The 20,238-nt window shown below is 66.4% G+C and carries 22 protein-coding genes and 1 pseudogene; 4 read left to right on the forward strand and 19 right to left on the reverse strand.

From position 1 onward, the window contains the following. Positions 1-141 precede the first annotated feature (141 nt). A complete protein-coding gene (locus tag NKF06_RS05720) occupies positions 142-588 on the reverse strand; it encodes a luciferase family protein (RefSeq protein WP_253244795.1) in 447 nt (148 codons plus the stop codon). 405 nt (positions 589-993) lie between these two features. Here NKF06_RS05720 and NKF06_RS05725 point away from each other — a divergent pair, with 405 nt between their 5' ends. Then, positions 994-1,548 (forward strand): hypothetical protein, encoded by a 555-nt coding sequence (locus NKF06_RS05725; RefSeq protein ID WP_253244796.1) that lies wholly within the window; start codon positions 994-996, stop codon positions 1,546-1,548. A 29-nt stretch (positions 1,549-1,577) separates the two neighbouring features. Here NKF06_RS05725 and NKF06_RS05730 read toward each other — a convergent pair whose 3' ends face one another. Next, complete coding sequence (locus NKF06_RS05730; protein ID WP_058827300.1) at positions 1,578-2,801, reverse strand: hypothetical protein; 1,224 nt, start codon at positions 2,799-2,801, stop codon at positions 1,578-1,580. A gap of 142 nt (positions 2,802-2,943) precedes the next feature. On the opposite strand from NKF06_RS05730, the gene NKF06_RS05735 reads away from it, so the two are divergent. Both NKF06_RS05735 and NKF06_RS20985 read left to right on the forward strand, forming a co-directional pair. Then, complete coding sequence (locus tag NKF06_RS05735) at positions 2,944-3,390, forward strand: DUF5799 family protein (protein WP_253244797.1); 447 nt, start codon at positions 2,944-2,946, stop codon at positions 3,388-3,390. A gap of 107 nt (positions 3,391-3,497) precedes the next feature. After that, entirely contained in the window at positions 3,498-3,623 is a 126-nt protein-coding gene (locus NKF06_RS20985) for a hypothetical protein (protein ID WP_256364940.1), read from the forward strand. Positions 3,624-3,674: 51 nt separating this feature from the next. On the opposite strand, the gene NKF06_RS05740 is transcribed toward NKF06_RS20985, so the two are convergent. From NKF06_RS05740 to NKF06_RS05820, 17 genes and pseudogenes are all read right to left on the reverse strand, one after another. Further along, a complete protein-coding gene (locus NKF06_RS05740; RefSeq protein ID WP_004043442.1) occupies positions 3,675-3,824 on the reverse strand; it encodes a hypothetical protein in 150 nt (49 codons plus the stop codon). Positions 3,825-4,027: 203 nt separating this feature from the next. Continuing rightward, positions 4,028-5,020 carry a class II fructose-bisphosphate aldolase gene (gene fba, locus NKF06_RS05745; protein WP_058827302.1) on the reverse strand — a complete coding sequence of 331 codons (993 nt, stop codon included), beginning with the start codon at positions 5,018-5,020 and terminating at the stop codon, positions 4,028-4,030. A 164-nt stretch (positions 5,021-5,184) separates the two neighbouring features. Further along, the gene (gene ptfB / locus NKF06_RS05750; protein WP_253244798.1) at positions 5,185-5,661 is read right to left on the reverse strand and encodes a fructose PTS transporter subunit IIB; all 477 of its coding nucleotides are present in this window, start codon (positions 5,659-5,661) and stop codon (positions 5,185-5,187) included. After that, complete coding sequence (ptsP, locus tag NKF06_RS05755) at positions 5,658-7,355, reverse strand: phosphoenolpyruvate--protein phosphotransferase (RefSeq protein ID WP_253244799.1); 1,698 nt, start codon at positions 7,353-7,355, stop codon at positions 5,658-5,660. The genes ptfB and ptsP overlap by 4 nt, the downstream gene beginning before the upstream one ends. Before the next feature lie 3 nt (positions 7,356-7,358). Further along, on the reverse strand, positions 7,359-7,628 hold the full coding sequence (ptsH1, locus tag NKF06_RS05760) for a phosphocarrier protein HPr (protein WP_253244800.1): 270 nt from the start codon (positions 7,626-7,628) through the stop codon (positions 7,359-7,361). Next, positions 7,628-8,092, reverse strand: a complete 465-nt coding sequence (gene ptfA, locus NKF06_RS05765) for a fructose PTS transporter subunit IIA (protein ID WP_004970773.1) — start codon at positions 8,090-8,092, stop codon at positions 7,628-7,630. Before ptfA ends, ptsH1 begins: the two co-directional genes overlap by 1 nt. A gap of 44 nt (positions 8,093-8,136) precedes the next feature. Continuing rightward, the gene (gene ptfC, locus NKF06_RS05770) at positions 8,137-9,264 is read right to left on the reverse strand and encodes a fructose PTS transporter subunit IIC (RefSeq protein ID WP_253244801.1); all 1,128 of its coding nucleotides are present in this window, start codon (positions 9,262-9,264) and stop codon (positions 8,137-8,139) included. A gap of 105 nt (positions 9,265-9,369) precedes the next feature. Next, positions 9,370-10,287 (reverse strand): 1-phosphofructokinase, encoded by a 918-nt coding sequence (gene pfkB / locus NKF06_RS05775; RefSeq protein ID WP_253244802.1) that lies wholly within the window; start codon positions 10,285-10,287, stop codon positions 9,370-9,372. Next, the gene (gene glpR, locus NKF06_RS05780; RefSeq protein WP_058827307.1) at positions 10,284-11,051 is read right to left on the reverse strand and encodes an HTH-type transcriptional regulator GlpR; all 768 of its coding nucleotides are present in this window, start codon (positions 11,049-11,051) and stop codon (positions 10,284-10,286) included. The genes pfkB and glpR overlap by 4 nt, the downstream gene beginning before the upstream one ends. Before the next feature lie 203 nt (positions 11,052-11,254). Further along, positions 11,255-12,229: a 3-isopropylmalate dehydrogenase gene (gene leuB, locus NKF06_RS05785; RefSeq protein ID WP_253244803.1), complete on the reverse strand. Its 975-nt coding sequence runs from the start codon at positions 12,227-12,229 to the stop codon at positions 11,255-11,257. Next, positions 12,222-12,830, reverse strand: a complete 609-nt coding sequence (gene leuD, locus NKF06_RS05790) for a 3-isopropylmalate dehydratase small subunit (protein ID WP_042664515.1) — start codon at positions 12,828-12,830, stop codon at positions 12,222-12,224. The genes leuB and leuD overlap by 8 nt, the downstream gene beginning before the upstream one ends. Beyond that, on the reverse strand, positions 12,827-14,248 hold the full coding sequence (leuC, locus tag NKF06_RS05795; RefSeq protein WP_058827309.1) for a 3-isopropylmalate dehydratase large subunit: 1,422 nt from the start codon (positions 14,246-14,248) through the stop codon (positions 12,827-12,829). Before leuC ends, leuD begins: the two co-directional genes overlap by 4 nt. Next, positions 14,241-14,507: a hypothetical protein gene (locus NKF06_RS05800; RefSeq protein ID WP_042664520.1), complete on the reverse strand. Its 267-nt coding sequence runs from the start codon at positions 14,505-14,507 to the stop codon at positions 14,241-14,243. The genes leuC and NKF06_RS05800 overlap by 8 nt, the downstream gene beginning before the upstream one ends. An 11-nt stretch (positions 14,508-14,518) precedes the next feature. After that, on the reverse strand, positions 14,519-15,565 hold the full coding sequence (gene ilvC / locus NKF06_RS05805) for a ketol-acid reductoisomerase (RefSeq protein ID WP_058827310.1): 1,047 nt from the start codon (positions 15,563-15,565) through the stop codon (positions 14,519-14,521). Continuing rightward, positions 15,562-16,218, reverse strand: a complete 657-nt coding sequence (gene ilvN, locus NKF06_RS05810; RefSeq protein ID WP_008093383.1) for an acetolactate synthase small subunit — start codon at positions 16,216-16,218, stop codon at positions 15,562-15,564. Before ilvN ends, ilvC begins: the two co-directional genes overlap by 4 nt. Beyond that, positions 16,215-17,977, reverse strand: a pseudogene (gene ilvB, locus NKF06_RS05815) (biosynthetic-type acetolactate synthase large subunit). The gene ilvN and the pseudogene ilvB overlap by 4 nt, the downstream one beginning before the upstream one ends. A 364-nt stretch (positions 17,978-18,341) precedes the next feature. Beyond that, positions 18,342-19,586: a 2-isopropylmalate synthase gene (locus tag NKF06_RS05820; RefSeq protein WP_241768238.1), complete on the reverse strand. Its 1,245-nt coding sequence runs from the start codon at positions 19,584-19,586 to the stop codon at positions 18,342-18,344. 357 nt (positions 19,587-19,943) lie between these two features. Between NKF06_RS05820 and NKF06_RS05825 the strand changes: the two genes are divergently transcribed. Continuing rightward, entirely contained in the window at positions 19,944-20,231 is a 288-nt protein-coding gene (locus tag NKF06_RS05825) for a DUF5779 family protein (RefSeq protein WP_253244804.1), read from the forward strand. Positions 20,232-20,238: the final 7 nt, after the last annotated feature.

Consider the following 20,238-nt stretch of genomic DNA (forward strand, 5'->3'; position numbering starts at 1 on the left):
CCGACAGCTCCCGCATCGTGTACTCCGCGTTCGGATCGTGCAACTCCGCGTAGTTCTTACCCATGCAGAGTGGTTTACTCGGACGTTAGTAAAGTTTTTCCGACCGAGACATGTCCTCGATCGGGGCTCGCCTAAGAGCGGTCAGACCGGCGCGCGTCGGTCGAGAGAGTCGCGGAACGTCTCTCGGACGAGCGCGTCGAGGTCGTCGGGGAGGCCGAGTCGGCGGAGGTCGGTGTCGGGGTCCGTCGCCGGGTCGAGGTCGACGCCCCGGCGGCGGAGCGCGAGCAGTCGCCAGAGATACGCGAGTCTGAGCAGGCGCATCGCGCCCGGCACGTCGGCGTCGCTCCGGACGCGATAGGTCACCCACGCCGAGTCGGGGAGCACGTGGTGCGGGTCCGCGAGGCCGTCGGTGAGGAGCACGTCGCGGACGCGCTTCGTGAGCGCGAGATCGACGACGCTGGCGTCGTGGACGTGGCCGATTTCCCTGCCGGCGACGAGGAACTCCGTTCCGCCGAAGCGGTGCGGCGCGGTCTCGACGCCGGGCCAGCGCGAGACGCGCGCAACGATTCTGTCGATGGAGGCAGTCATTCACCGAATATACGCGTTCCGAGGACATAACTGCAGAGTCGAATCAGCGCGAAGGCCGGCGCTTGACTCCCCGAGTTCGACACCGCGTAGTCGAGCGATAACCACAGGATTTCCGGACATTCAGTTCACGGTGAGTGTCCGCCGAAAATAGACACTCAGACGGGCGCGGTATTCGCGGATTAACACGGGTTAGGAACGCGAATTTTCGTGTCCCGCGACGACTTCGCGTCGGGGCCCGTCGCGGGACGCGCTCTCCGACTGACGGAATCCCGAACTGTGGCGGTGTCCGGGGTAGACGATTCGTAACGAAACCCTCGGGACGCAAATAACGGGACGAACCATGTCTCTGACTGCCACCGATGTACCGACACAGGGTCCCGACTTCGACTCCCGGGAGGCCGCGCGATGAACCTCGGCCAACTCGGCGTCGGTGCCGTCGTCCTCGTCATCGTCGTGTTCGCCCTCCTCTCCGGCGGCGTGAATACGCCCGAGACGCCCGCCCCCGCCGACGACGCCGACAGAAGTATCGGCGCCGACGTGACCGACCCCGGCGCTGACGACGCGCCGGACGAGGAATCTGAAATCCAAGAAGAGCCCGTCGTCGGTGACGACTCGGGTGACGCCGACGATACCGACGGCAGTTCGTCCGCGGACGACTCCGAGAACGCGACCGGCACGTTCGAGACGGTCGAAACCGACGCTGCCGACGACGACACCGACTCGACGACGAAGAAGTCCTCGAAGAAGCGCAGCAGTTCGAGCTCGAACGACGACAGCGACGACTCGTCTTCCGACGACTCGTCTGACGACACTTCGACCGATGAGAACTCGTCCGACGATTCGAGCGACGACAGTACGGACGACGCCACGAACGACGGTTCGACCACCGACGACTCGGGTGACGGTGACGGCGATACCGGTGATGACTCGGGTGACGACATCGGGGTGTGCATGGTGTAGTCACCAGACGCCGGTACGGCGCGGCCACCTCAGTCGACTAAGAGATTGAGGGCGTAGGCGGTCCGGAGCACCGAGGCGGCGTCGCCGCGGGGAAACACCAGCTCGTCGGTCTCGCGGACGTGTTCGAGCACACCCGGAGAGGAGTGCTCGGGGGCGGCCGCGAGCCCGCACTCGTTTTCGTCGGCCCACGTCATCACATCGAGGTCGGACTTCGAGTCGCCCATCACGAGGACGAACGGGTCGTCCACCCCGAGCACGTCGAGCGCGGCGCGGACGCCCGCCGCCTTGTTCAGGTCGACCGCGGAGAGCTCCGCGGCGTCGGCGTGGTAGTACGCGACCGTCACGCGCTCCAGCGTCCGCCGCGCGTCCTCGGGAATCTCCGCCGCCTCCGAGTCGGGAAGCGCGTCGCGGTCGTCGAGCACGCCCGCTATCTCCGGGTCGCGCTCCGCGAAGTACGCCCGCGCCCAGTCGGGGCCGGCGGGGTCGTCGGTGAGCGCCTCGCCGAGGAGGTCCAACAGGTAGACGAGCGCGCCGTCGATGACTTCCTCGGCGTCGTCGCTGCCGGTCTCGAAGTTCGGCTTGAGCGTGACGTTGAACTCGTTGCCCTGCAGGTGAACGCCACCGCGGAGCGCGTCGGGGAGGTCGCTGATGACGCGCCCGCGAACCGACTCGAAGACCGACTGCACCGGGTCGTCGAGCGTCTCGTAGAGGAGCCGCTTCGTGTCGGAGCCGTGGCCGGGCGTGAAGACGCCGGTGCCCGCCTCGTAGACGATGCTCACGTTCCCCGAGTGGACGAGTTCGTTGCCCAATCCCTGGATGGCGAAGCCCTTGACGTTCTCCAGGGTCTGGCCGGTGCAGATGACGATGGGGACGCCCTCCTCGTGGAACTGCGTGAGGAGGTGCAGCACCTCGCGCGGAATCTCGTTGTCGGTCTGCCCCGCAGAGCGCAGCGTCTCGTCCACGTCCAAGACGAGCGCGTTCACCGCCCGGCCGTACTTCGTGTAGAGGTCGAGGGCGGTGAACGCCTGGTCCCGCGTCGCACGCGCGGCGAGTTCGGCGTAGCGGTCGCCGTCGGAGAGCGCCCGACGGATGCGGTCTTTCTTCGCCGTGAGTTCGTCGTCGACCGCCTGCCAGTGCGACAGTGCCACCTGCGAGCCGAGCGGCGGCAAGAGGTCGACGAAGTCCTGTGCGTCCCGGACCGCGTCCGCGTCGAAGTTCCCGTACAGTCTGTACAGGAGGTCGTACCGCTCCATGATTCGGGGTCGTCACCCAACCGCATTAAACCCGCGTGGGAGGCAATTCGCCCCGGCGTCTCGTCGGCTGGCTGGGACGCGGTCGCCGCCGTCGGCGGTCGGCCCCGCAACTCTGATACCGACCGGCCGACGACGTGTGCACATGGCACATTGGACCGACAGCATCGTCGGCGACCGAATGACGGTGGACCGCGAGTTCAACGACCAGGTGATGAACTCCCGGTTCAACAGTCAGGAGTGGGGTCTCATCATGACGGCGACCGAGTTCGAAATCGAGAACGCGGACGACCCCGAGGAGGCGCGCATCGTCGCCGACACGGAGAAAGTCCCGCAGATTATCCCCGAACTCGACAACATCCGCAGCCAGATGGGCGCGATGGGCGGCGGAGGAGGTGACTCGTCGTCGGGCGGCGGCAGCATCGTCGACTCCATCAAGGGCGCGCTCGGTATGGGCGGCGGCGGCAAGAAGGGAGAACAGGAGAAACTGGAGGACGCGGAGCGACTCACCCAGGAGTACGCCGACGCGCTCCAAGACCACCTCGAAAAGAAGGGTAAGTGGAATCAGGTCCGCGTCAGCTACCTCGAATAGCGGAGCAACCGACCGGCGGTGGCGACGCGCTCACTTGGTGGCCAAAGACGACATTCCGTTCGAGGGCCACAATTAGTAACCGGCTCCGGACGCGACGTCCTCGCCAGATGAAACCGTCAACGCTGGTCTTCGCGTTCGGTGGACTCCTGTTCGTGCTACCGATTCCCGGCACGTTTATCGCCGGCGCACTGGTGCTCCTCGCGGGAGCCCTCGCGCGGTGGCTCGGATTGTAACGACCCACCACGAATCAGTCGCATGGCTGACGGAGCGTCGGGGGCGACGGCTCAGTACTCGTCGCCGGCGTGGAACAGCGTCCGCTCACTCGCCTCGTAGATGTTCATCAGTTCGTTGATGAGGTCGTCGTACTCCTCGTCGTCCTCGCGGAGCGCGTCGAGTCGGGCGACCGTCTCGTCGTCGAGGTGAATCTGCGGCATACCTACACCCACGCCGCGTGACACCTTAAGCGACGTGGGGCGGCGGATTCGACCGCTGTCGAGCATCGAGAGCGCCGCCGCTGGGCGGGAGACGTATCGAAACGAAGAGCCGGCGGAGTGCCGGGTAGAGACGACAACCGGTTCCGGTCCGCCGTGCGGACGCGGTGAACGCTCGACGGTGAACGAATCACCGCCCGCGCGGGTTACTTGAACAGGGACTGGCCGGCGCTGCCGGAGACCTCGGTCAGCCCGGCGTGCACGTCGGCGATGCGCTCGCGGATGTCGCGACCGACAACGCGGGGGTCGAACACGTCCTTGTTCGGCGACCACTCGGTCTCGTTGAAGAACGTGTCGCGGGCGTCCTCGACGCCCTCTGGCGGGACGATGGCGTTGGGGTCCTCGCTGTAGAGGTCGTAGGCGGTGCGCGTGTACTCGTACTGGTAGCGGGTGTCCTTGTTGACCTTGCAGATGCCGTGTTTGAGCATCTCCTGCAGTTGGTCGGGCTGGACGCCCGAAGAGCCGTGGAGGACGAGCGGCGTGTCGAGGCCGTGGTCGCGCAGGGCCTGCCGGATGTCCTGGGCGAGGTCCGGGCGGAGTTCGAGGTCCTTGCCCTTGGCGACGCCGTGCTGCGTGCCGACGGAGATGGCGAGCAGGTCCGCGCCCGTCTTGTCGACGAACTCGACGGCCTGTTCGGGGTCCGTGTAGAACGCCTCTTCGGCCTCGATTTCGTCCTCGACGCCCTTGATCTGGCCGAGTTCGGCCTCGATGAGCACGTCGGAGCCCGCGGCCTCGACCATCTCGACGACCTCGCGGCTCGTCGCGACGTTCTCGTCGAACGGCTCGTGGGAGGCGTCGATCATGATGGACGACGGGATGTCGAGTTCGATCTGCTGCTCGATGAACTCGAGGTCCGTCTGGTGGTCCATGTTGAGGAAGACGCCGATGTCGTACCGCTCGGCGATGGTCTCGATGTAGTTCCCCATGGCTTTCAGGCCCGCAACGGCGTCGCCGTCACCGGCGAACCGGCAGGCACCACCGCTCATCTGCAACAGGAGGTCCGAGTCCATCCGGTCGGCTCCCTCCATGAGACCCATCATAATGTTCGGCTCCGCGATGTTACTCGCGATGAGGCCGAATCCTTCGTCGAGCGCCTCGTCGTACACTGTGGCGAGTTCCTCCCCGCCGTAGAACGGCATTATGCGTTCACCTCGGTTTCGTCAACGACTGCGAGACTAATAATGTATGGGAAGCGAGTTTCGATTCTGCACGTTTTCGTTTGTTCGCGTTCGAGTTAATTTTCGTCTCCGAGAGAGCGCCGCCGCTGGGGATGAGCGAAAAACGGGAAAAACGCCGGTGAGCGTTACGAGAACAGCTTCTTCAGGCGGGCGAACAGTCCCTTCTCGGGGTCGCCGCCGCGGCGCACGGGTTCGTCCGATTCCGTGTCGTCGCTGGACGAGTCGTCGGAACCGGCGTCGGTGTCGGCGTCCTCGCCGTCGTCGCCGCTTCCGAACGTGACCGAACCGGTCTTGCCGGCCTCGGCGAGTTCGACCGCCTTCTTCACGACGGCTTCGGCGTTGTTGACGCCGTCTTTGACCGTCCCCTTGACGACGAGTTTGCCGTCGAAGCGGTCGCGGCTGACCGACGTGTCCGAGGTGATGATGACCGCGTCGGCCTCGGCGATGGCGTCCGAGGACAGTTCGTCCTGCGTGCCCATCGCGCCCTGGACCTCGACGTCGATGTCGTGGCCGAGGCGCTCGCCGGCCTGCAGGAGGTTCTCGGCCGCCATCTGGCTGTGTGCGATTCCGGTCGGACAGGATGTGACTGCGACGAGTTTCATTGGTCTAGTGTAAGGATTTCCGCGACTTCAGCCTTGGTGTCGGCCTGCAGGACGCGTTCCGCGAGCTCGCGGGCGTCCGCGGTGTCGGTCTCCGCGACGGCCGCCTTGACCTGCGGCACCGTCACGGCGCTCATGCTCAGTTCGTCGAGGCCGAGCCCGACGAGCAGTTCGGTGAGATCCGGGTCGCCGGCCATCTCGCCGCACATGCCGACCCAGCAGTCCTCGCCCTCGGTCGCCGAGACGGTGGCGTCGATGGCGCGGAGGACCGCCGGCTGTCGGTAGTCGCCGAGGTCCGAGACGCGCTCGTTGCCGCGCTCGGCGGCCATCACGTACTGCGCGAGGTCGTTCGTCCCGATACTGAGGAAGTCGACGTGCGGCGCGAACTGGTCGGCCATGAACGCCGCGGCGGGCGTCTCGACCATGATGCCGAACTCGGGCAGTTCGTTTTCGACGCCCTCGGCGTCGAGGTCGGCCGCAATCGACTCGAACCGCTCTCGGCCGGCGCGAAGCTCCTCGACCGTCGAGACGAGCGGGAGCATCACCGACAGGTTCGCCCCGTCGGCGCTGGCCGCCGCGCGCAGCAGTGCGCGCACCTGCGTCTCGAAGAGGTCCGCGTCCGGGCCGAGCGACCGGCGGATGCCGCGCTCGCCGAGGAACGGGTTCTCCTCGTCGGGCAGGTCGAGGTACGGGACCGGCTTGTCGCCGCCGATGTCGAGCGTCCGGACGACGACGCGCCCGCCGTCGAAGGATTCGAGCGCCTCGACGTACGCTTCGTACTGCTCGTCTTCGTCCGGCGGCGACTCGCGGTCGAGGAAGAGGAATTCGGTGCGGAACAGGCCGACGCCGTCGGCCCCGCGGTCGACGGCCGGCCCGAGGTCCGCCAGCGTGCCGATGTTGGCGGCGATCTCGATTTCGACGCCGTCTGCGGTCTCGACCGACTCGTGTCGGATGTCCACGTCGGCGGCGGCCGCGGCGGCCTCTTTCCGCTCGTCGCTCGGGTCGACCACGAAGTCGCCCGACTCGCCGTCGACGACGACTTCTGCGCCGTCCTCGACGGACTGGAGTTCCTCGCCCACGCCGACGATGGCCGGCAGGGCGAGCGAGCGCGCGAAGATGGCCGCGTGGGAGGTGCGGCCGCCCGTCACCGTGACGAAGCCGGCGACGCGCTCGGGGTCGAGCTGCGCCGTGTCGCTCGGCGTGAGGCGCTCGGCGACGACGACGCTCCCCTCCGGCAGCGACGAGAGGTCGACCCGCTCGTCGTCCGAGAGGACGCGCACGAGCCGGTCGCGCACGTCGCGGAGGTCGTCGGCGCGCTCGCCCATGCGACCGCCCATGTTCTCGAACTGCTCAACGAACTCGGAGAACGTCTCCTGCACGGCGTGTTCGGCCGGGAGCCCGCCCTCGATGGCGTCGGTGACGCCGTCGGTTATCTGCGGGTCGTTGAGGAACTGGACGTGCGCGTCGAACACCGCGGCCTCCTCCTCGCCGACGCGCTCGGCGGTCCGCTCGCGCTCGGCTTCGAGTTCGTCCTCGGCGGCCGCGCGGGCGTCCTCGAAGCGCGCGAGTTCGGCTTCCGCGTCCACGTCTTCGGCGGCCGGCGGTTCGGGGAGGTCGGCGTCCGGTCGGTACCAGACGACGGTGCCGACGCCCGAAAGCGGTGTCACGCCGATGCCGGAGAGGGTTCGTTCGGTCATGGCTTACTGTTTGGCTTCAGGCGTCGAAAGGATGTCCTCTAGGGCGTCGAGTGCCGCTTCCGCGTCGTCACCCTCGGCGGCGAGGCGCACGGACTCGTCGTGGCCGACGCCGAGACCGGTGACGGCGAGCATGCTGGCGGCGGGGACGAGGTCGCCCTCGTCGGCGCGGCCGAGCTGGATGTCGGCGTCGAAGGAGTTCGCGGTCTCGACGAACTGCGAGGCCGGGCGGGCGTGAAGCCCGTCTTCGGGGACGACCGTGACGGTCCGCTCCATCACTCGACCACCTCGGCGAGCACGTCCTGAACGGTCTGCTTGCTTTCGGCTTCGAGGAGCTTCTCGCGTACGTCCTCGTGCATGAGCGACCGCGAGAGAGCGCTCAGAATCTGCAGGTGGTCCTCGCCGCCCGCCGCGGGGACGAGAATCATGAACAGGAGCTTCGCCGGCTTGTCGTCCATGGCGTCGAAGTCGATGCCCTCGGTCGAGCGCGCGAAGGCGACCGTCGGCTTCGAGACGGCGTCGGTCTTCGCGTGCGGGATGCCGATGCCGAAGCCGACGCCGGTCGTCGCCTCTTCCTCGCGTTCGAGGAGGGCGTCGAGCGCGGCGTCGCGGTCGTCGACGCGGCCGGCGTCGACGGCGAGGTCGAGGAGGAACTCGATGGCTCCCTCCTTCGTCGCCGGCGGCTCTTCGAGCGAGATCAGTTCGAGCGGTGTGATGGTGCTGATGTCAGTGACGTCCATTGTATTGTACTTCGTTCGAGTCTGGAAAGATTAGTTCGGTGTGGTCAGTCGTCGGAGCTCTGGGCCGCGACCTTGGCGTCGAAGTTCGGCTTGATGGCCGTCGCGATGACGGCGGTCACGATGGAGCCCAGTAGGATGCACGCGATGAACATGAACGGCTGGTTCGACAGCGGAACCACGAAGATGCCGCCGTGCGGAGCCGGCATGTTCACGCCGAGCGCCATCGAGGCCGCGCCGGCGACGGCGCTGCCGGCGATGACACTCGGGATGACGCGGGCGGGGTCGGCCGCCGCGTACGGAATCGCACCCTCAGTAATGAACGAGAAGCCGAGGAGCACGCCGCTCTTGGCGTTCTCGTACATCTCGGCCGCGTACTTCTGCGGCGCGATGAAGTTCGACAGCGCGAGGCCGATCGGCGGGACCATACCCGCGATCATGACCGCGGCCATCGGCGCGGTGACGCCCTCGGAGATGAGGCCGACGGAGAACACGTAGGCGACCTTGTTGATGGGTCCGCCCATGTCGGCCGCCATCATCGCCCCGAGGATGGCCCCGAGAACGATGGCTTGGCCGCCGCCCTGCATGTTGCTCAGGAACTCGGTGAGCCCCGCGTTGGCGATGGAGATCGGAACGCCCAGCACGAACAGCATGATGGGCGTGAGGACCGCCGTGGTCGCCACCGGGATGAGGAGCACGGGCATCATCGGCGCGATGAACTCGGGCACGTCGCGCTGCTTGAACCAGCGCGCGACGATGCCGGCGAGGAACCCGGCGACGATAGCGCCGAGGTAGCCCGCCCCGGCGGAGCCACCCTGAAGGCCGATGACGTCACCGGCCGCCTGCAGGACGTTACCCTGCTGGATGATGTACGACAGGATGAACCCCGGTGCGAGGCCCGGTCGGTCGGCGATTGCGTACGCGATGTACGCGCCGAGCACCGGAACCATCAGCGTCAGCCCAGCGACGCCGATCTGCGCGAGGAACCAGCCGGCGGTCCCCGTGCTGTTGAATACGTCTTGTACGTTGTTCGAAAGCGAGGCTACCGCGTAGCCCAGCGCCAGGAAGATTCCGCCGATAGTCACGAACGGAATCATGAACGATACCCCAGTCATCAGGTCCTCCTTCACCGAAGTGAGGTAGGACCGAACTGCGTCTTCTGCGTCGTTTGCCATAGTGTTGCCACCCCTACGAAAGAACGTACGCAAATGTGCTCAAAAACCCTTTCGAATATGAACGTTACTGAGCGTTTCGATCGTTAACAAACGTTCATCTGAGAATCACCGGCTCCGAACGGTCGTCACCTCGACGTGCGTTTCGTTCGTCAGCACGTCTTCGAGGTTCGGAACGCGGGTGCCAGCGACCCCGACGACGCGGGACGCGGTCAACACGCCCATTCGGAGGGCATCGGCGTCCGACAGTCCGTGTTCGCGCGCGGCGAGGAACCCGGACATGACGGCGTCGCCCGCGCCGACTGTGTCCACGACCTCAACGTCGAGCGCAGGCGCAGAGAGGACCTCGCTGTCGGTGACGAGGAGCGCGCCGTCCGAGCCGAGCGAGGCTAACACGTACTCGAACCCGCGCGCGTGAAGTTCCTCGGCGGCCTCGATGGCGTCGGCTTCGGTCTCGACAGTTCGACCCGTCGCCGCCGCGAGTTCCGAGCGATTGGGTTTGCAGACGTAGTAGTCGGCCTCCAGTTCGGCGAGGTACTCCCCGCCCATGTCCACCGCTATCTGCCAGTCGCCCGCGCGGGCGAGTCTATCGACATCGGCGAGAGACATCCCCGGTGGGAGGCTACCGCCGACGAGGAGCGTGTCCGGCTCGTTCGCCTGCGCGGTTTCGACGAGTTCGTCCACGTCGGCTGCACGAATCTGCGGGCCGTTGTGATTGAGTTTGTACTCGCCGTCCTCCGCGAGCACGGTCGTGTTCAGGCGCGTGTCCGCGTCGACGGTGACGAAGTCCGAGGCGATGCCGTCGGCGTCGAGTCGATCGCGGACGAACTTCCCGAAGTGGCCGCCGAGAAAGCCCGAGGCGGTCACGTCGGCATCGAGCGCCGAGACGTACTTGGCGACGTTGATACCCTTGCCGCCCGCGGTAAACACCGCGTCGTCGGTCCGGTGGACGACGCCGGGCTGAAGCGGTTCGTCGAAGTGAATCGTGTGGTCTACTGCTGGGTTCGGGGTGACTGTGAGAATCATCGTGCAACTCCGTCGACGACGGTGACGCCCGCGCTCTCAATCTCCTCGCGAGAGTCGTCGTCGAGCGTTCCGTCGGTGATAATCAGGTCGATATCTTCGAGCGATGCGAACTGGACGAAGCTCCGGCGGCCGAGCTTCGAGAGATCAGCGACGAGGACGACTTTCGCGGCCTTTTCCACCATCAGCTCCTTCATCCGCGCCTCGTCCTCGTTCGGGGTCGTGAGGCCGGACTCCACGTCCAGCCCGTTCGTGCCGAGGAACAGCAGGTCGAAGTTCGTCCGCTCCATGAACGACTCCGCGGTCGGTCCCACGAGCGCTTTCGTCCGCCGGCGGAGCGTCCCGCCCGTGAGTTTGACCTCGTTTTCCTCTTCGTTCAGTTCGATGGCGAGCCGCGGCGAGTTGGTGACGCCGAGTATCGTCCCGTCCTTGGGGACCTTCCGCGCCACCTCCATCGTGGTCGTCCCGGCGTCGAAGAACACGACCTGTCCCTCGGCCAGTTCCTCGACCGCGCGGTCGGCGATCGCGCGTTTTCCTTCGAGATTCTGTACTTCCTTCTGCCCGTAGGTCTGCTCGCGCCCGACGGAGGTCACGGGGACGGCTCCGCCGTGCGACCGCTCGATGAGCCCACGGTCTTCGAGTTCGCGCAGGTCACGTCGTATCGTCGCCTTCGAATAGCCGAGGTGGTCGGACAGCGACTCGACCGAGCGGCCGTCCGAGTCGGAGACGAGCTCGACGATGCGGCGTTTGCGCTCTGCTGGTAACATCGGTAGCGATTCCTCGTTAGGTGGAAGGTAAGTCGGGGAGTAGTGTTAATTGTTTATGTTGGATTCCGCCCGTATTTGCTCGAAACAGCCGTATCTCACACAAGAACGAAAACGGCGTGTTCGTTGGTGAGAAAACGATCAAAAACGAAAACGAGAACGCTCGAAACGAACGTCGAACCGCCGATTCGGTGGGTCGCCGGCGCTCAGAGTCGGTCGAGAACCGCGGCGGTCACGTCCTCCGTGGAGGCGTCGCCGCCGAGGTCGGGCGTGCGCGGCCCGTCGGCGAGGACGCCTTCGACGGCCGACCGGACGCGGTCGGCTTCGTCCTCGTAGTCGAGGTAGTCGAGCAGCATCGCCGCGGACAGAATCGTCGCGGCCGGGTTGGCGATGCCCTCGCCGGCGATGTCGGGCGCGGAGCCGTGAACCGGTTCGAACAGCGCGGCGTCCGGGCCGATGTTCGCCGAGGGGAGCAGTCCGAGACCGCCGACGAGGCCGGCGGCGAGGTCGGACAGCACGTCGCCCGCGAGGTTCGGGCAGACGATGGTGTCGAACTGCGTGGGGTCGAGACAGACGCGCGTCGCGAAGGCGTCCATCAGGACCTCCTCTGCCTCGACGCCGCGCTCGTCGGCGACGGAGACGACGGCGTCGCGGAAGCGACCGTCCGTCTCGCGCATCACGTTCGCCTTGTGGGCGACCTGGAAACTGCCGCCCTCGCCGCCGACGTAGTCGCAGGCGTACTCGGCGAGTCGCTCGGACGCCGAGGTGGTGACGACGCGCGTGAGCGTCGAGAGGTCGTCAGAGAGCCGGTCTTCGTGGCCGGCGTAGACGCCTTCCGTGTTCTCCCGGAGGAAGACGAGGTCCGTCTCCGGTCGGAGCGCGTCGACGCCGGGGTAGGCCTTCGCCGGGCGGACGTTGACAAAGGAGTCCACCGCAGTCCGAAGCGGCAGGATAACGTCCGCCGCGGTCTCGCCGGCCGCGCCGAACAGCGTCGCGTCGGCCTCGGCGGCGAGGTCGTACGTCTCCTGCGGGAGCGCCTCGCCGGTCTCTTCTTTCACGTGGTCGCCGGCGTCGGCCTCGACGAACTCGAAGTCGCCGACCGCCTTCAGCACGTCAACCGCCGCCGGGATGACCTCCGCGCCGATGCCATCGCCGGGGATGACGACGATTTCCTCAGTCATCGACGTAGGGCAGGGAAGCGGCTTTCTCGGCGACCGCGTCGGCGTTCGACTTCATGAGCGCCGTCGTGTCCCAGACGCCCTCGGTGAGCGCCTTCCGTTGTGCGTCGTCGACGGTCACGTCCACGGTCTTCTCGCCGTAGGTGACCGTCTCGTTTTCCACGTCCACGTCGATGTCTGCATCCGGGTGCTCGTCGACCCAGTCCTGCAGTTCGGTGATGGTGTCGTGGTCGGCGGTGACCGTCGGGATACCGAGCGCGAGGCAGTTGCCCGCGAAGATCTCGGCGAACGACTCACCGATGATGGCGTCGATGCCCCAGCGCATGAGCGCCTGCGGGGCGTGCTCCCGAGAGGAGCCACAGCCGAAGTTGGCGTTGACGACCATGATGGAGGCGTCCTGGAACTGCGGCTCGTTCATCGGGTGGTCCTTCGGTTCGTCGTTCTCGTCGTAGCGCTGGTCGAAGAACGCGAACTCGCCGAGGCCGTCGAACGTGACGACCTTCATGAATCGCGCCGGGATGATCTGGTCCGTGTCGATGTCGTTGCCGCGGATGGGAACGCCGGAGCCGGACGCGGAGTCGATTTCGGGAATCTCGTCGGTCATGCGACGCTCACCTCCTTCAGTTCGCGCACGTCAGTCACGTGCCCGGTGACGGCCGCGGCGGCGACCATGCGCGGGTTCATCAGGACGGTGCGGCCGTCTTTCGACCCCTGCCGACCGATGAAGTTGCGGTTCGACGAGGACGCGGAGGCCTCGTCGCCCTCCAGTTGGTCCTCGTTCATGCCGAGACACATCGAACAGCCCGCCTCCCGCCACTCGAAGCCGGCTTCCGTGAATATCTCGTCGAGACCCTCCGCCTCCGCGGCGGCCTTGACGCGCTGGCTGCCGGGGACGACCATCGCACGGACGCTGTCCGCGACCTGTCGTCCCTTCACGACCCCCGCCGCGCGGCGGAGGTCGGGCATCCGGGCATTCGTACACGAACCGAGGAACGCCACGTCGATTTCGTAGCCTTCCATCGTCTCGCCGGGCGTGACGCCCATGTGCTCCTGCGCCATCCGGGCGGTGTCCTGCTTCTCCTCGGGCAGGTCTTCGGGGGCCGGAATGGGCTGGGTGATACCGACGCCCTGTCCGGGCGTGGTCCCCCACGTGACGACGGGTTCGAGTTCGGAGCCGTCGATGGTGACGACGTCGTCGTACTCGGCGTCCTCGTCGGAGCGGATGGACTCCCAGTACGGCTTGAGTTCGTCGAACCGCTCGGGGTTCTCTTGGAAGTACTCGGTGTCTTTCAGCCAGTCGTAGGTGGTCTCGTCGGGGTTGACGTAGCCCGCACGAGCGCCGCCTTCGATGGACATGTTACAGATGCTCATCCGGCCTTCCATATCGAGGTTCTCGATGGCCTCGCCGGCGTACTCGTAGACGTAGCCGACGCCGCCTTCGGTCCCGAGACGACGGATGATTTCGAGGATGACGTCCTTGGCCTCGACGCCGGGGCCGAGTTCGCCCGTGACCTCGATCTTCCGAACCTTCTTTTTCTCCATCGCGACCGTCTGGGTCGCCAGCACGTCGCGAATCTGGCTCGTGCCGATACCGAACGCGAGCGCCCCGAACGCGCCGTGGGTCGACGTGTGGCTGTCGCCGCAGACGATAGTCATGCCGGGTTGGGTGAGTCCCTTCTCGGGCCCGATGACGTGGACGATACCCTGTTCGCCCGAGGTCGGGTCCGAGAAGTTGATGCCGGCGTCGCGGACGTTCTGTTCGAGTTCGGCCATCATCTCCTCTGCGGCGTCGTCGCGGAACGGCCGCGACTGGTCCGACGTGGGGACGATGTGGTCGACCGTCGCGTGCGTCCGGTTCGGGTAAGCGACTTCGAGGTCGCGCTCCTGCAGCATGCCGAACGCCTGCGGGCTCGTCACCTCGTGGATGAGGTGCAGGCCGCAGAACAACTGCGTCTGGCCGGTCGGAAGCTCCGAGACCGTGTGTTCCTCCCAGACCTTGTCGTACAGCGTTCCCTCACTCATGTCCGTCACCCGGTACGACGCGGTCGTCGTGGCCGCGTTCCCAGACCTGGTTCGCACCCTCGCCGTTGCGGGGCGTGTGGTCCACGTCGCCCATCGTCTCGGTCTCGGTCGCGTCCGTGTCCGTCGCGGGCGTCGCGTCGCTCTGACCGCCGTCGGTGACGGCCGGGCCGCGCTCGTAGACCGTGGTGAACGTCTCGCCCGTATAGGGGTTCGTGTGGCTGATGTCTCGCATTCGGTCGGTCGTGTCGTCGCGTGTCATTGGTGTCGTGTTCAGTCGTCCGCCGGTGCTTCGGCTTTCTCCGCGTCCGCTTCTTCTTCGTCGTCGGCCCACGCGAACAGGTCGCGCAGCGGCGCGCCGACCTGTTCGATGTGGTGGTTCTCTTCTGCGTCCTTGAGCTGGGAGTACGACGGGCGGCCCGCCTGGTTCTCCAGAATCCACTCGCGGGCGAAGGTACCGTCTTGGACCTCCTCCAGAATCTCCTCCATGTTCTCGCGGGCGTGCTCGTCGACGACGCGGTCGCCGCGGGTCAGCCCGCCGAACTCGGCCGTGTCGGAGACCGAGTCCCACATCTCGCCGAGCCCGCCTTCGTACATCAGGTCGACGATGAGTTTCAGTTCGTTCAGGCATTCGAAGTACGCCATCTCGGGGGAGTAGCCCGCGTCGACGAGCGTCTCGTAGCCCTGCTTGACCAGCGAGGTGACGCCGCCGCAGAGGACGGCCTGCTCGCCGAACAGGTCGGTCTCGGTCTCCTCTTGGAACGTCGTCTCGATGACGCCCGCGCGGGTGCAGCCGAGGCCGTGCGCGTAGGCCAGCGCTTCTTCCTTGGCGTCGCCCGTCACGTCTTGGTAGACCGCGATGAGACCCGGCGTCCCCTCGTTCGCCTCGTAGTTGCGGCGGACGAGGTGGCCCGGCGACTTCGGCGCGACCATCGTCACGTCGACGTCTTCCGGGGGCCGAATCTGGTTGTAGTGGATGTTGAAGCCGTGGGCGAACTGGAGCGTGTCGCCGGCGTCGAGGGAGTCTCGAATCTCCTCGAACACCGCCGGCTGGACGGTGTCGGGGACGAGAATCGAGACGATGTCGCCCTCGGCGGCCGCCTCTGCCGGCTCCTTGACGCGGAGGCCGTCGGCTTCCGCGGCGGCGCGGGACGAAGAGCTGGCGCGGAGGCCGACAACCACGTCGACCCCGCTGTCGGCGAGGTTCTGCGCGTGGGCGTGGCCCTGGCTGCCGTAGCCGATGACGGCTACGGTCTTGTCGTCGATTTGGGAGCGGTCGGCGTCGTCGTCGTAGTAAACTTCCGTGGTGAGTTCTGTCATTGCGTGTTTGTGTTGGGTTTGGTGGGTTCGCCGGAGGTTCCGGGTTCCTCTCCGGGGACGGTCTTCTTCGAGCCGTGGGCGAGCGCGGTCTGGCCGGTCCGGGCGATTTCGATGATGCCGAACCGCCGGAACGCGTCCACGGCGTCGTCTATCTTCCGCTCGTCGCCGCTGAGTTGGACCGTGATGGTCTCTGGGCCGGCGTCGAGGGTGCGGCCGTCGTACATCTCCGTGATGGCGTGGACCTTGTCGGGGTCCTCGCCGCGGACCTTCAGGAGGACGAGTTCCGCGCGAACGGCGTCGTCGTCCAACTCGCCGACGGAGATGACGGGCTTGAGCTTCGCGAGCTGTTTTTCTATCTGGTCGATGCCCGGTTCGGGCTCCTCGACGACCATCGTGATGCGGGAGTGCCCCTCGACGGTCGTGGGACCCACGGTGAGGCTCTCGATGTTGAACTGGCGGCGGGCGGCGAGGCCGGCGACGCGCGAGAGCACGCCGGGTTCGTCCTCGACGATGGCCGAAAAGACCGTTCGCCGCGGTTCGTGTTCCGATTCCGCTTCGGGGTCGATGCGGATACCCTGCGCGTTGCGTCGGCCGTCGGGGTGTGGCCGCTCGTCGGGCGCGGGGCCTTGCAGTCCTGTCCGATTGTCGCTCATAGCTGGTCCTCCGAGAGTGCGAATTTGCCGTTCGCGCCGCCCGAGGAGACCATCGGGTAGACGTTCTCCGCCGGGTCGACGTGGAAGTCGATGACCGAGGGGCCGTCGTACGCGAGCGCTTCCTCGATGGCGTCGGGGACCTCCTCGTAGGAGTCGACGGTCCAACCGCGCGCGCCGAACGCCTCGGCGAGCTTGTCGAACTGGGGACACCACTCGTAGCCGGCGGCCATGCGTCGGCCCTCGAAGAAGGCGTCCTGCCACTGGCGGACCATCCCGATGTACTCGTTGTTCAGGATGGCGACGGTGATGTCGAGGTTCTCGCGGACGGCGACCGACAGCTCCTGAATCGTCATCAGGAACGAGGCGTCGCCGTCGACGCAGACGACCGTCTCGTCGTCGTCGGCCGCGACCCGCGCGCCGATTGCGGCGGGCAAACCGTAGCCCATCGTGCCGAGGCCGTGGGACGAAACCCACCGCCGCGGCTCGGTGAACGTCCAGTACTGGGCGGCCCACATCTGGTGTTGGCCGACGCCGCTCGTGACGATGGTCTCGTCGGGCGTGGCCTCGTCGAGCGCCTCGACGACGAACTGCGGCTTCAGCGGCTCGTTGTCCGGGGCCGCGTAGTCCATCGGGTACTCGTCTTTCCACGTGAGGCACTGGTCGACCCACTCGCGGGCGTCAGGGCCCTCGTCGAGTTCGGCGTCGACGCGCTCGATGGCGCGGCCGGCGTCGCCGACGACCGGGTAGTCCGCGTGGACGTTCTTCGAGATTTCCGCCGGGTCGATGTCGATGTGGACGACCTCGGCCTCGGGCGCGAACGTGTCGATACCGCCGGTCAGGCGGTCGTCGAACCGCGTACCGACCGCGATGAGGCAGTCGGTGTGCGTGATGGCCATGTTGGCGTAGCCGGTGCCGTGCATCCCCGCCCACGACAGGCAGAGTTCGTGGTCCTCCGGCATCGCGCCGATTCCGGGCATCGTGGTGACGACCGGAATCCGGTGCTCGGTCGCGAACTGCCGGGCGACCTCGGTTGCGTCGGCCTTGACGACGCCGCCACCGAACAGCAGGAGGGGCTTCTCCGCGCGCTCGATTGCGCGCGCTGCGGCCTCGACCTGCGAGTCGGCCGGGTCGGTGCGGGCGCGGCACGTCTCGGGTGCCTGCGCCGGACCGGGCTCGCGGTCGTCTCGTTGAGCGAGACGTCCTTCGGGAGGTCGACGAGCGTCGGGCCGGGTCGGCCCTCCGCGGCGAGCGCGAACGCTTCGCCGACGGTGTCGCCGACGGTATCGGGCGACGAGGCGAAGTAGTTGTGCTTCGTGATGGGCGCGGTGACGCCCGTGGTGTCGGTCTCCTGGAACGCGTCGGAGCCGACCATGTCGGACGGGACCTGTCCCGTGAGCGCGAGCACCGCGTCGGAGTCCATGTTCGCGTCGGCGATGCCGGTCACGAGGTTGGTCGCGCCCGGACCGGACGTGGCGAGACAGACGCCGGGGTCGCCGCGAACGACGCCGTACGCGTCGGCCGCGTGCGCCGCGCCCTGCTCGTGGGCCATCGTCACGTGACGGATGTCAGAGTGGTACAGCGCGTCGTAAATGGGCATTATCGCCCCGCCCTGCACGCCGAACGCGGTCTCGACGCCGGCGTTTTCGAGGGCGCGGACGACTGACGTCGAACCCGAGGTGATCTCGGTCGGTGTCTCGGTCGAATCGTCTGCCCCGTCGGTCGCGTCGGGGTCGGTCGTGGCTGCGGTTCGTTCGCTCATGTGTGGGCTCCGTGGTGTGTAGTCGGTCGTCGATACGGACTGTCTGGTGACTGCGTGTGGTGCTGGTGCGCCATTGTGGGGACTGCGGACGTGTCTGAAAACGGTGCGAATACGCGGGACGGAGAGATGGTGTGGTAGGGGGCTATGCCCCTACAATAATGAGCGACCGAATCGCACCGACGGCGGCGGCGCTGGCCCCGGCTTCCGGGGTCGCGCGAACCGCGTGTTCGTCGTGCGAGGTCATCGTATGCCACACGTCCGTCCCGGCCGTAATAATGCTTTCGCGGCGGGCAACGATTGCACGCCGCGCGGGAGGTCGGACGCGAGCAGGGCGGTCGCCCCGTAGGGCCACAGCCCGGCGCCATCAGGCGCGGACCTCCTCCTCCGTGTCGTCCTCGTGGGTGATACCCACGTCGCGGGCGAACACCTCGAGCGTCGAGTCGTCGACGCGTTCTTTCTCCGCGCCGTGGTCTTTGACGCGGCGGGTTACCTCCCGGACCTCGGCGTCCGAGGGCTCGAACCCGATATCTGCGAGGCGCTTGCGTACCGAGTGCGTCCCCGTGTGCTTGCCGAGTACGAACTCGCGGGTCGCGCCGACCATCTCCGGGGTCATGACGCCCGGTTCGAAGGTGTCGGCGTTCTCGATGACGCCGGCGGCGTGGATGCCGCTCTCGTGAGAGAAGGCGTTGCGGCCGACGACCGGCTTATTCGCCGGGACCGGGATGTCGGACGCCGCCTCGACGACGCGAGCCAGCTCGGTTATCTTCGTCGTGTCGATGCCGGTGTCGACGCCGTAGAGGGATTCGGCGGCCATGACGACCTCCTCGTAGGCGGCGTTCCCGGCGCGTTCGCCGATGCCGTTGACCGACACCTGCGCCTGTGCCGCGCCGGCCTCGAAGCCGGCCATCGCGTTCGCCGACGCCAGTCCGAAGTCGTCGTGCGCGTGCACGTCGATTCTCGCGTCGGTGTGCTCTCTGACCGTCGCCACCATGCGGGCGAAGCGAGTCGGCGTCGCCACGCCGCAGGTGTCGGGCAGGTTGATCCAATCGACGCCCGCCTCGGAGACGGCCTCGACGACTTCGATGAGGAAGTCCTCGTCCGTTCGGGTGGCGTCCATCGGTGAGAACATTACTTCAACGCCCGCGTCGCGGACGTGTTCGACACTGCGGACGGCCCGCTCGACGGCTTCTTCGCGGGAAGCGTGCATCGAGTCGGCCAACTGGACGTCGCTGGTGCTCACGAACGTGTGCACCATGTCCACGCCGGAATCCAGCGCGGCTTCGATATCCTTGTCGACGACGCGGGCCAACCCGCACGTCGTCGCGTCCGTCGAAGCAGCGATATCTGCGACTGCTTCGAACTCCGCTTCCGAGTTCACCGGGAACCCGGCCTCGATGACGTGGGTACCCATGTCGTCGAGGGTTTCGGCGATGTCGCGCTTTTCCTCGTAACTGAACGAGGTTCGCGGTGACTGTTCGCCGTCGCGGAGTGTCGTGTCGAAGATTCGTACGTCTTCGATTTCAGATTGTTGGGCTAATGTGCCCTGGAAGAACTCGACCCGCCGGGGAACCCGACGAATCCTCCGTGTCGTTGTGAGACATCGTGTCAGTCACGTGCCCGAACTCATATTTAAATGTTTCTCCCCGACAGTATCACGAACGTTCAGCGAGTGTTGCGTGACAACCACTCTCGGGGCTAATCGCTGTACCTAAACGTCCTTATACGATATCATGACATATGTTGACTTGATATGTTCGCTCGGCGTTCGATAGCTCAGGAACGATAATATAACTAAATAGAATTTAGAAACAAAATTTAGCACCCGGTGCGCGCACTTGCGACTGGACAAACGTGGAGCAAACTGCGACTGTCGTGTGAAACGTGATACCAATGAGCGTGTTTTTGCCGTCGAGGCCGTTCCCGACTCGACCGAACCCTTTTCTCGTCGCTCGACAACCGGGCGGGTATGGGCGATTTCAATCTCAACTTGCAGACGGCCGAAGAACACCTCGACGAGGACGACGCCGAGGGTGACGTGGTCCTCGGCGTCCTCGACGGGTCGACCCCGCCCGAGGAGTGGGTCCAGTCCGTCGCCCGCGGAAACGTCCTCTTTCTCGCCATCGAGGGCGACCTCAACAAGCTCGCGTCGGGATTCGCACGCGACATCAAGGATATGGGCGGCCAGCTGATGCACTTCCGGAAGTTCCTCGTCGTCTCTCCCCCGGGCGTGGACATCAACACGGACGACCTCTGACCGGGCG

It is taken from the genome of Haloferax sp. AB510 (assembly GCF_024136985.1).
Lineage (GTDB): Archaea > Halobacteriota > Halobacteria > Halobacteriales > Haloferacaceae > Haloferax.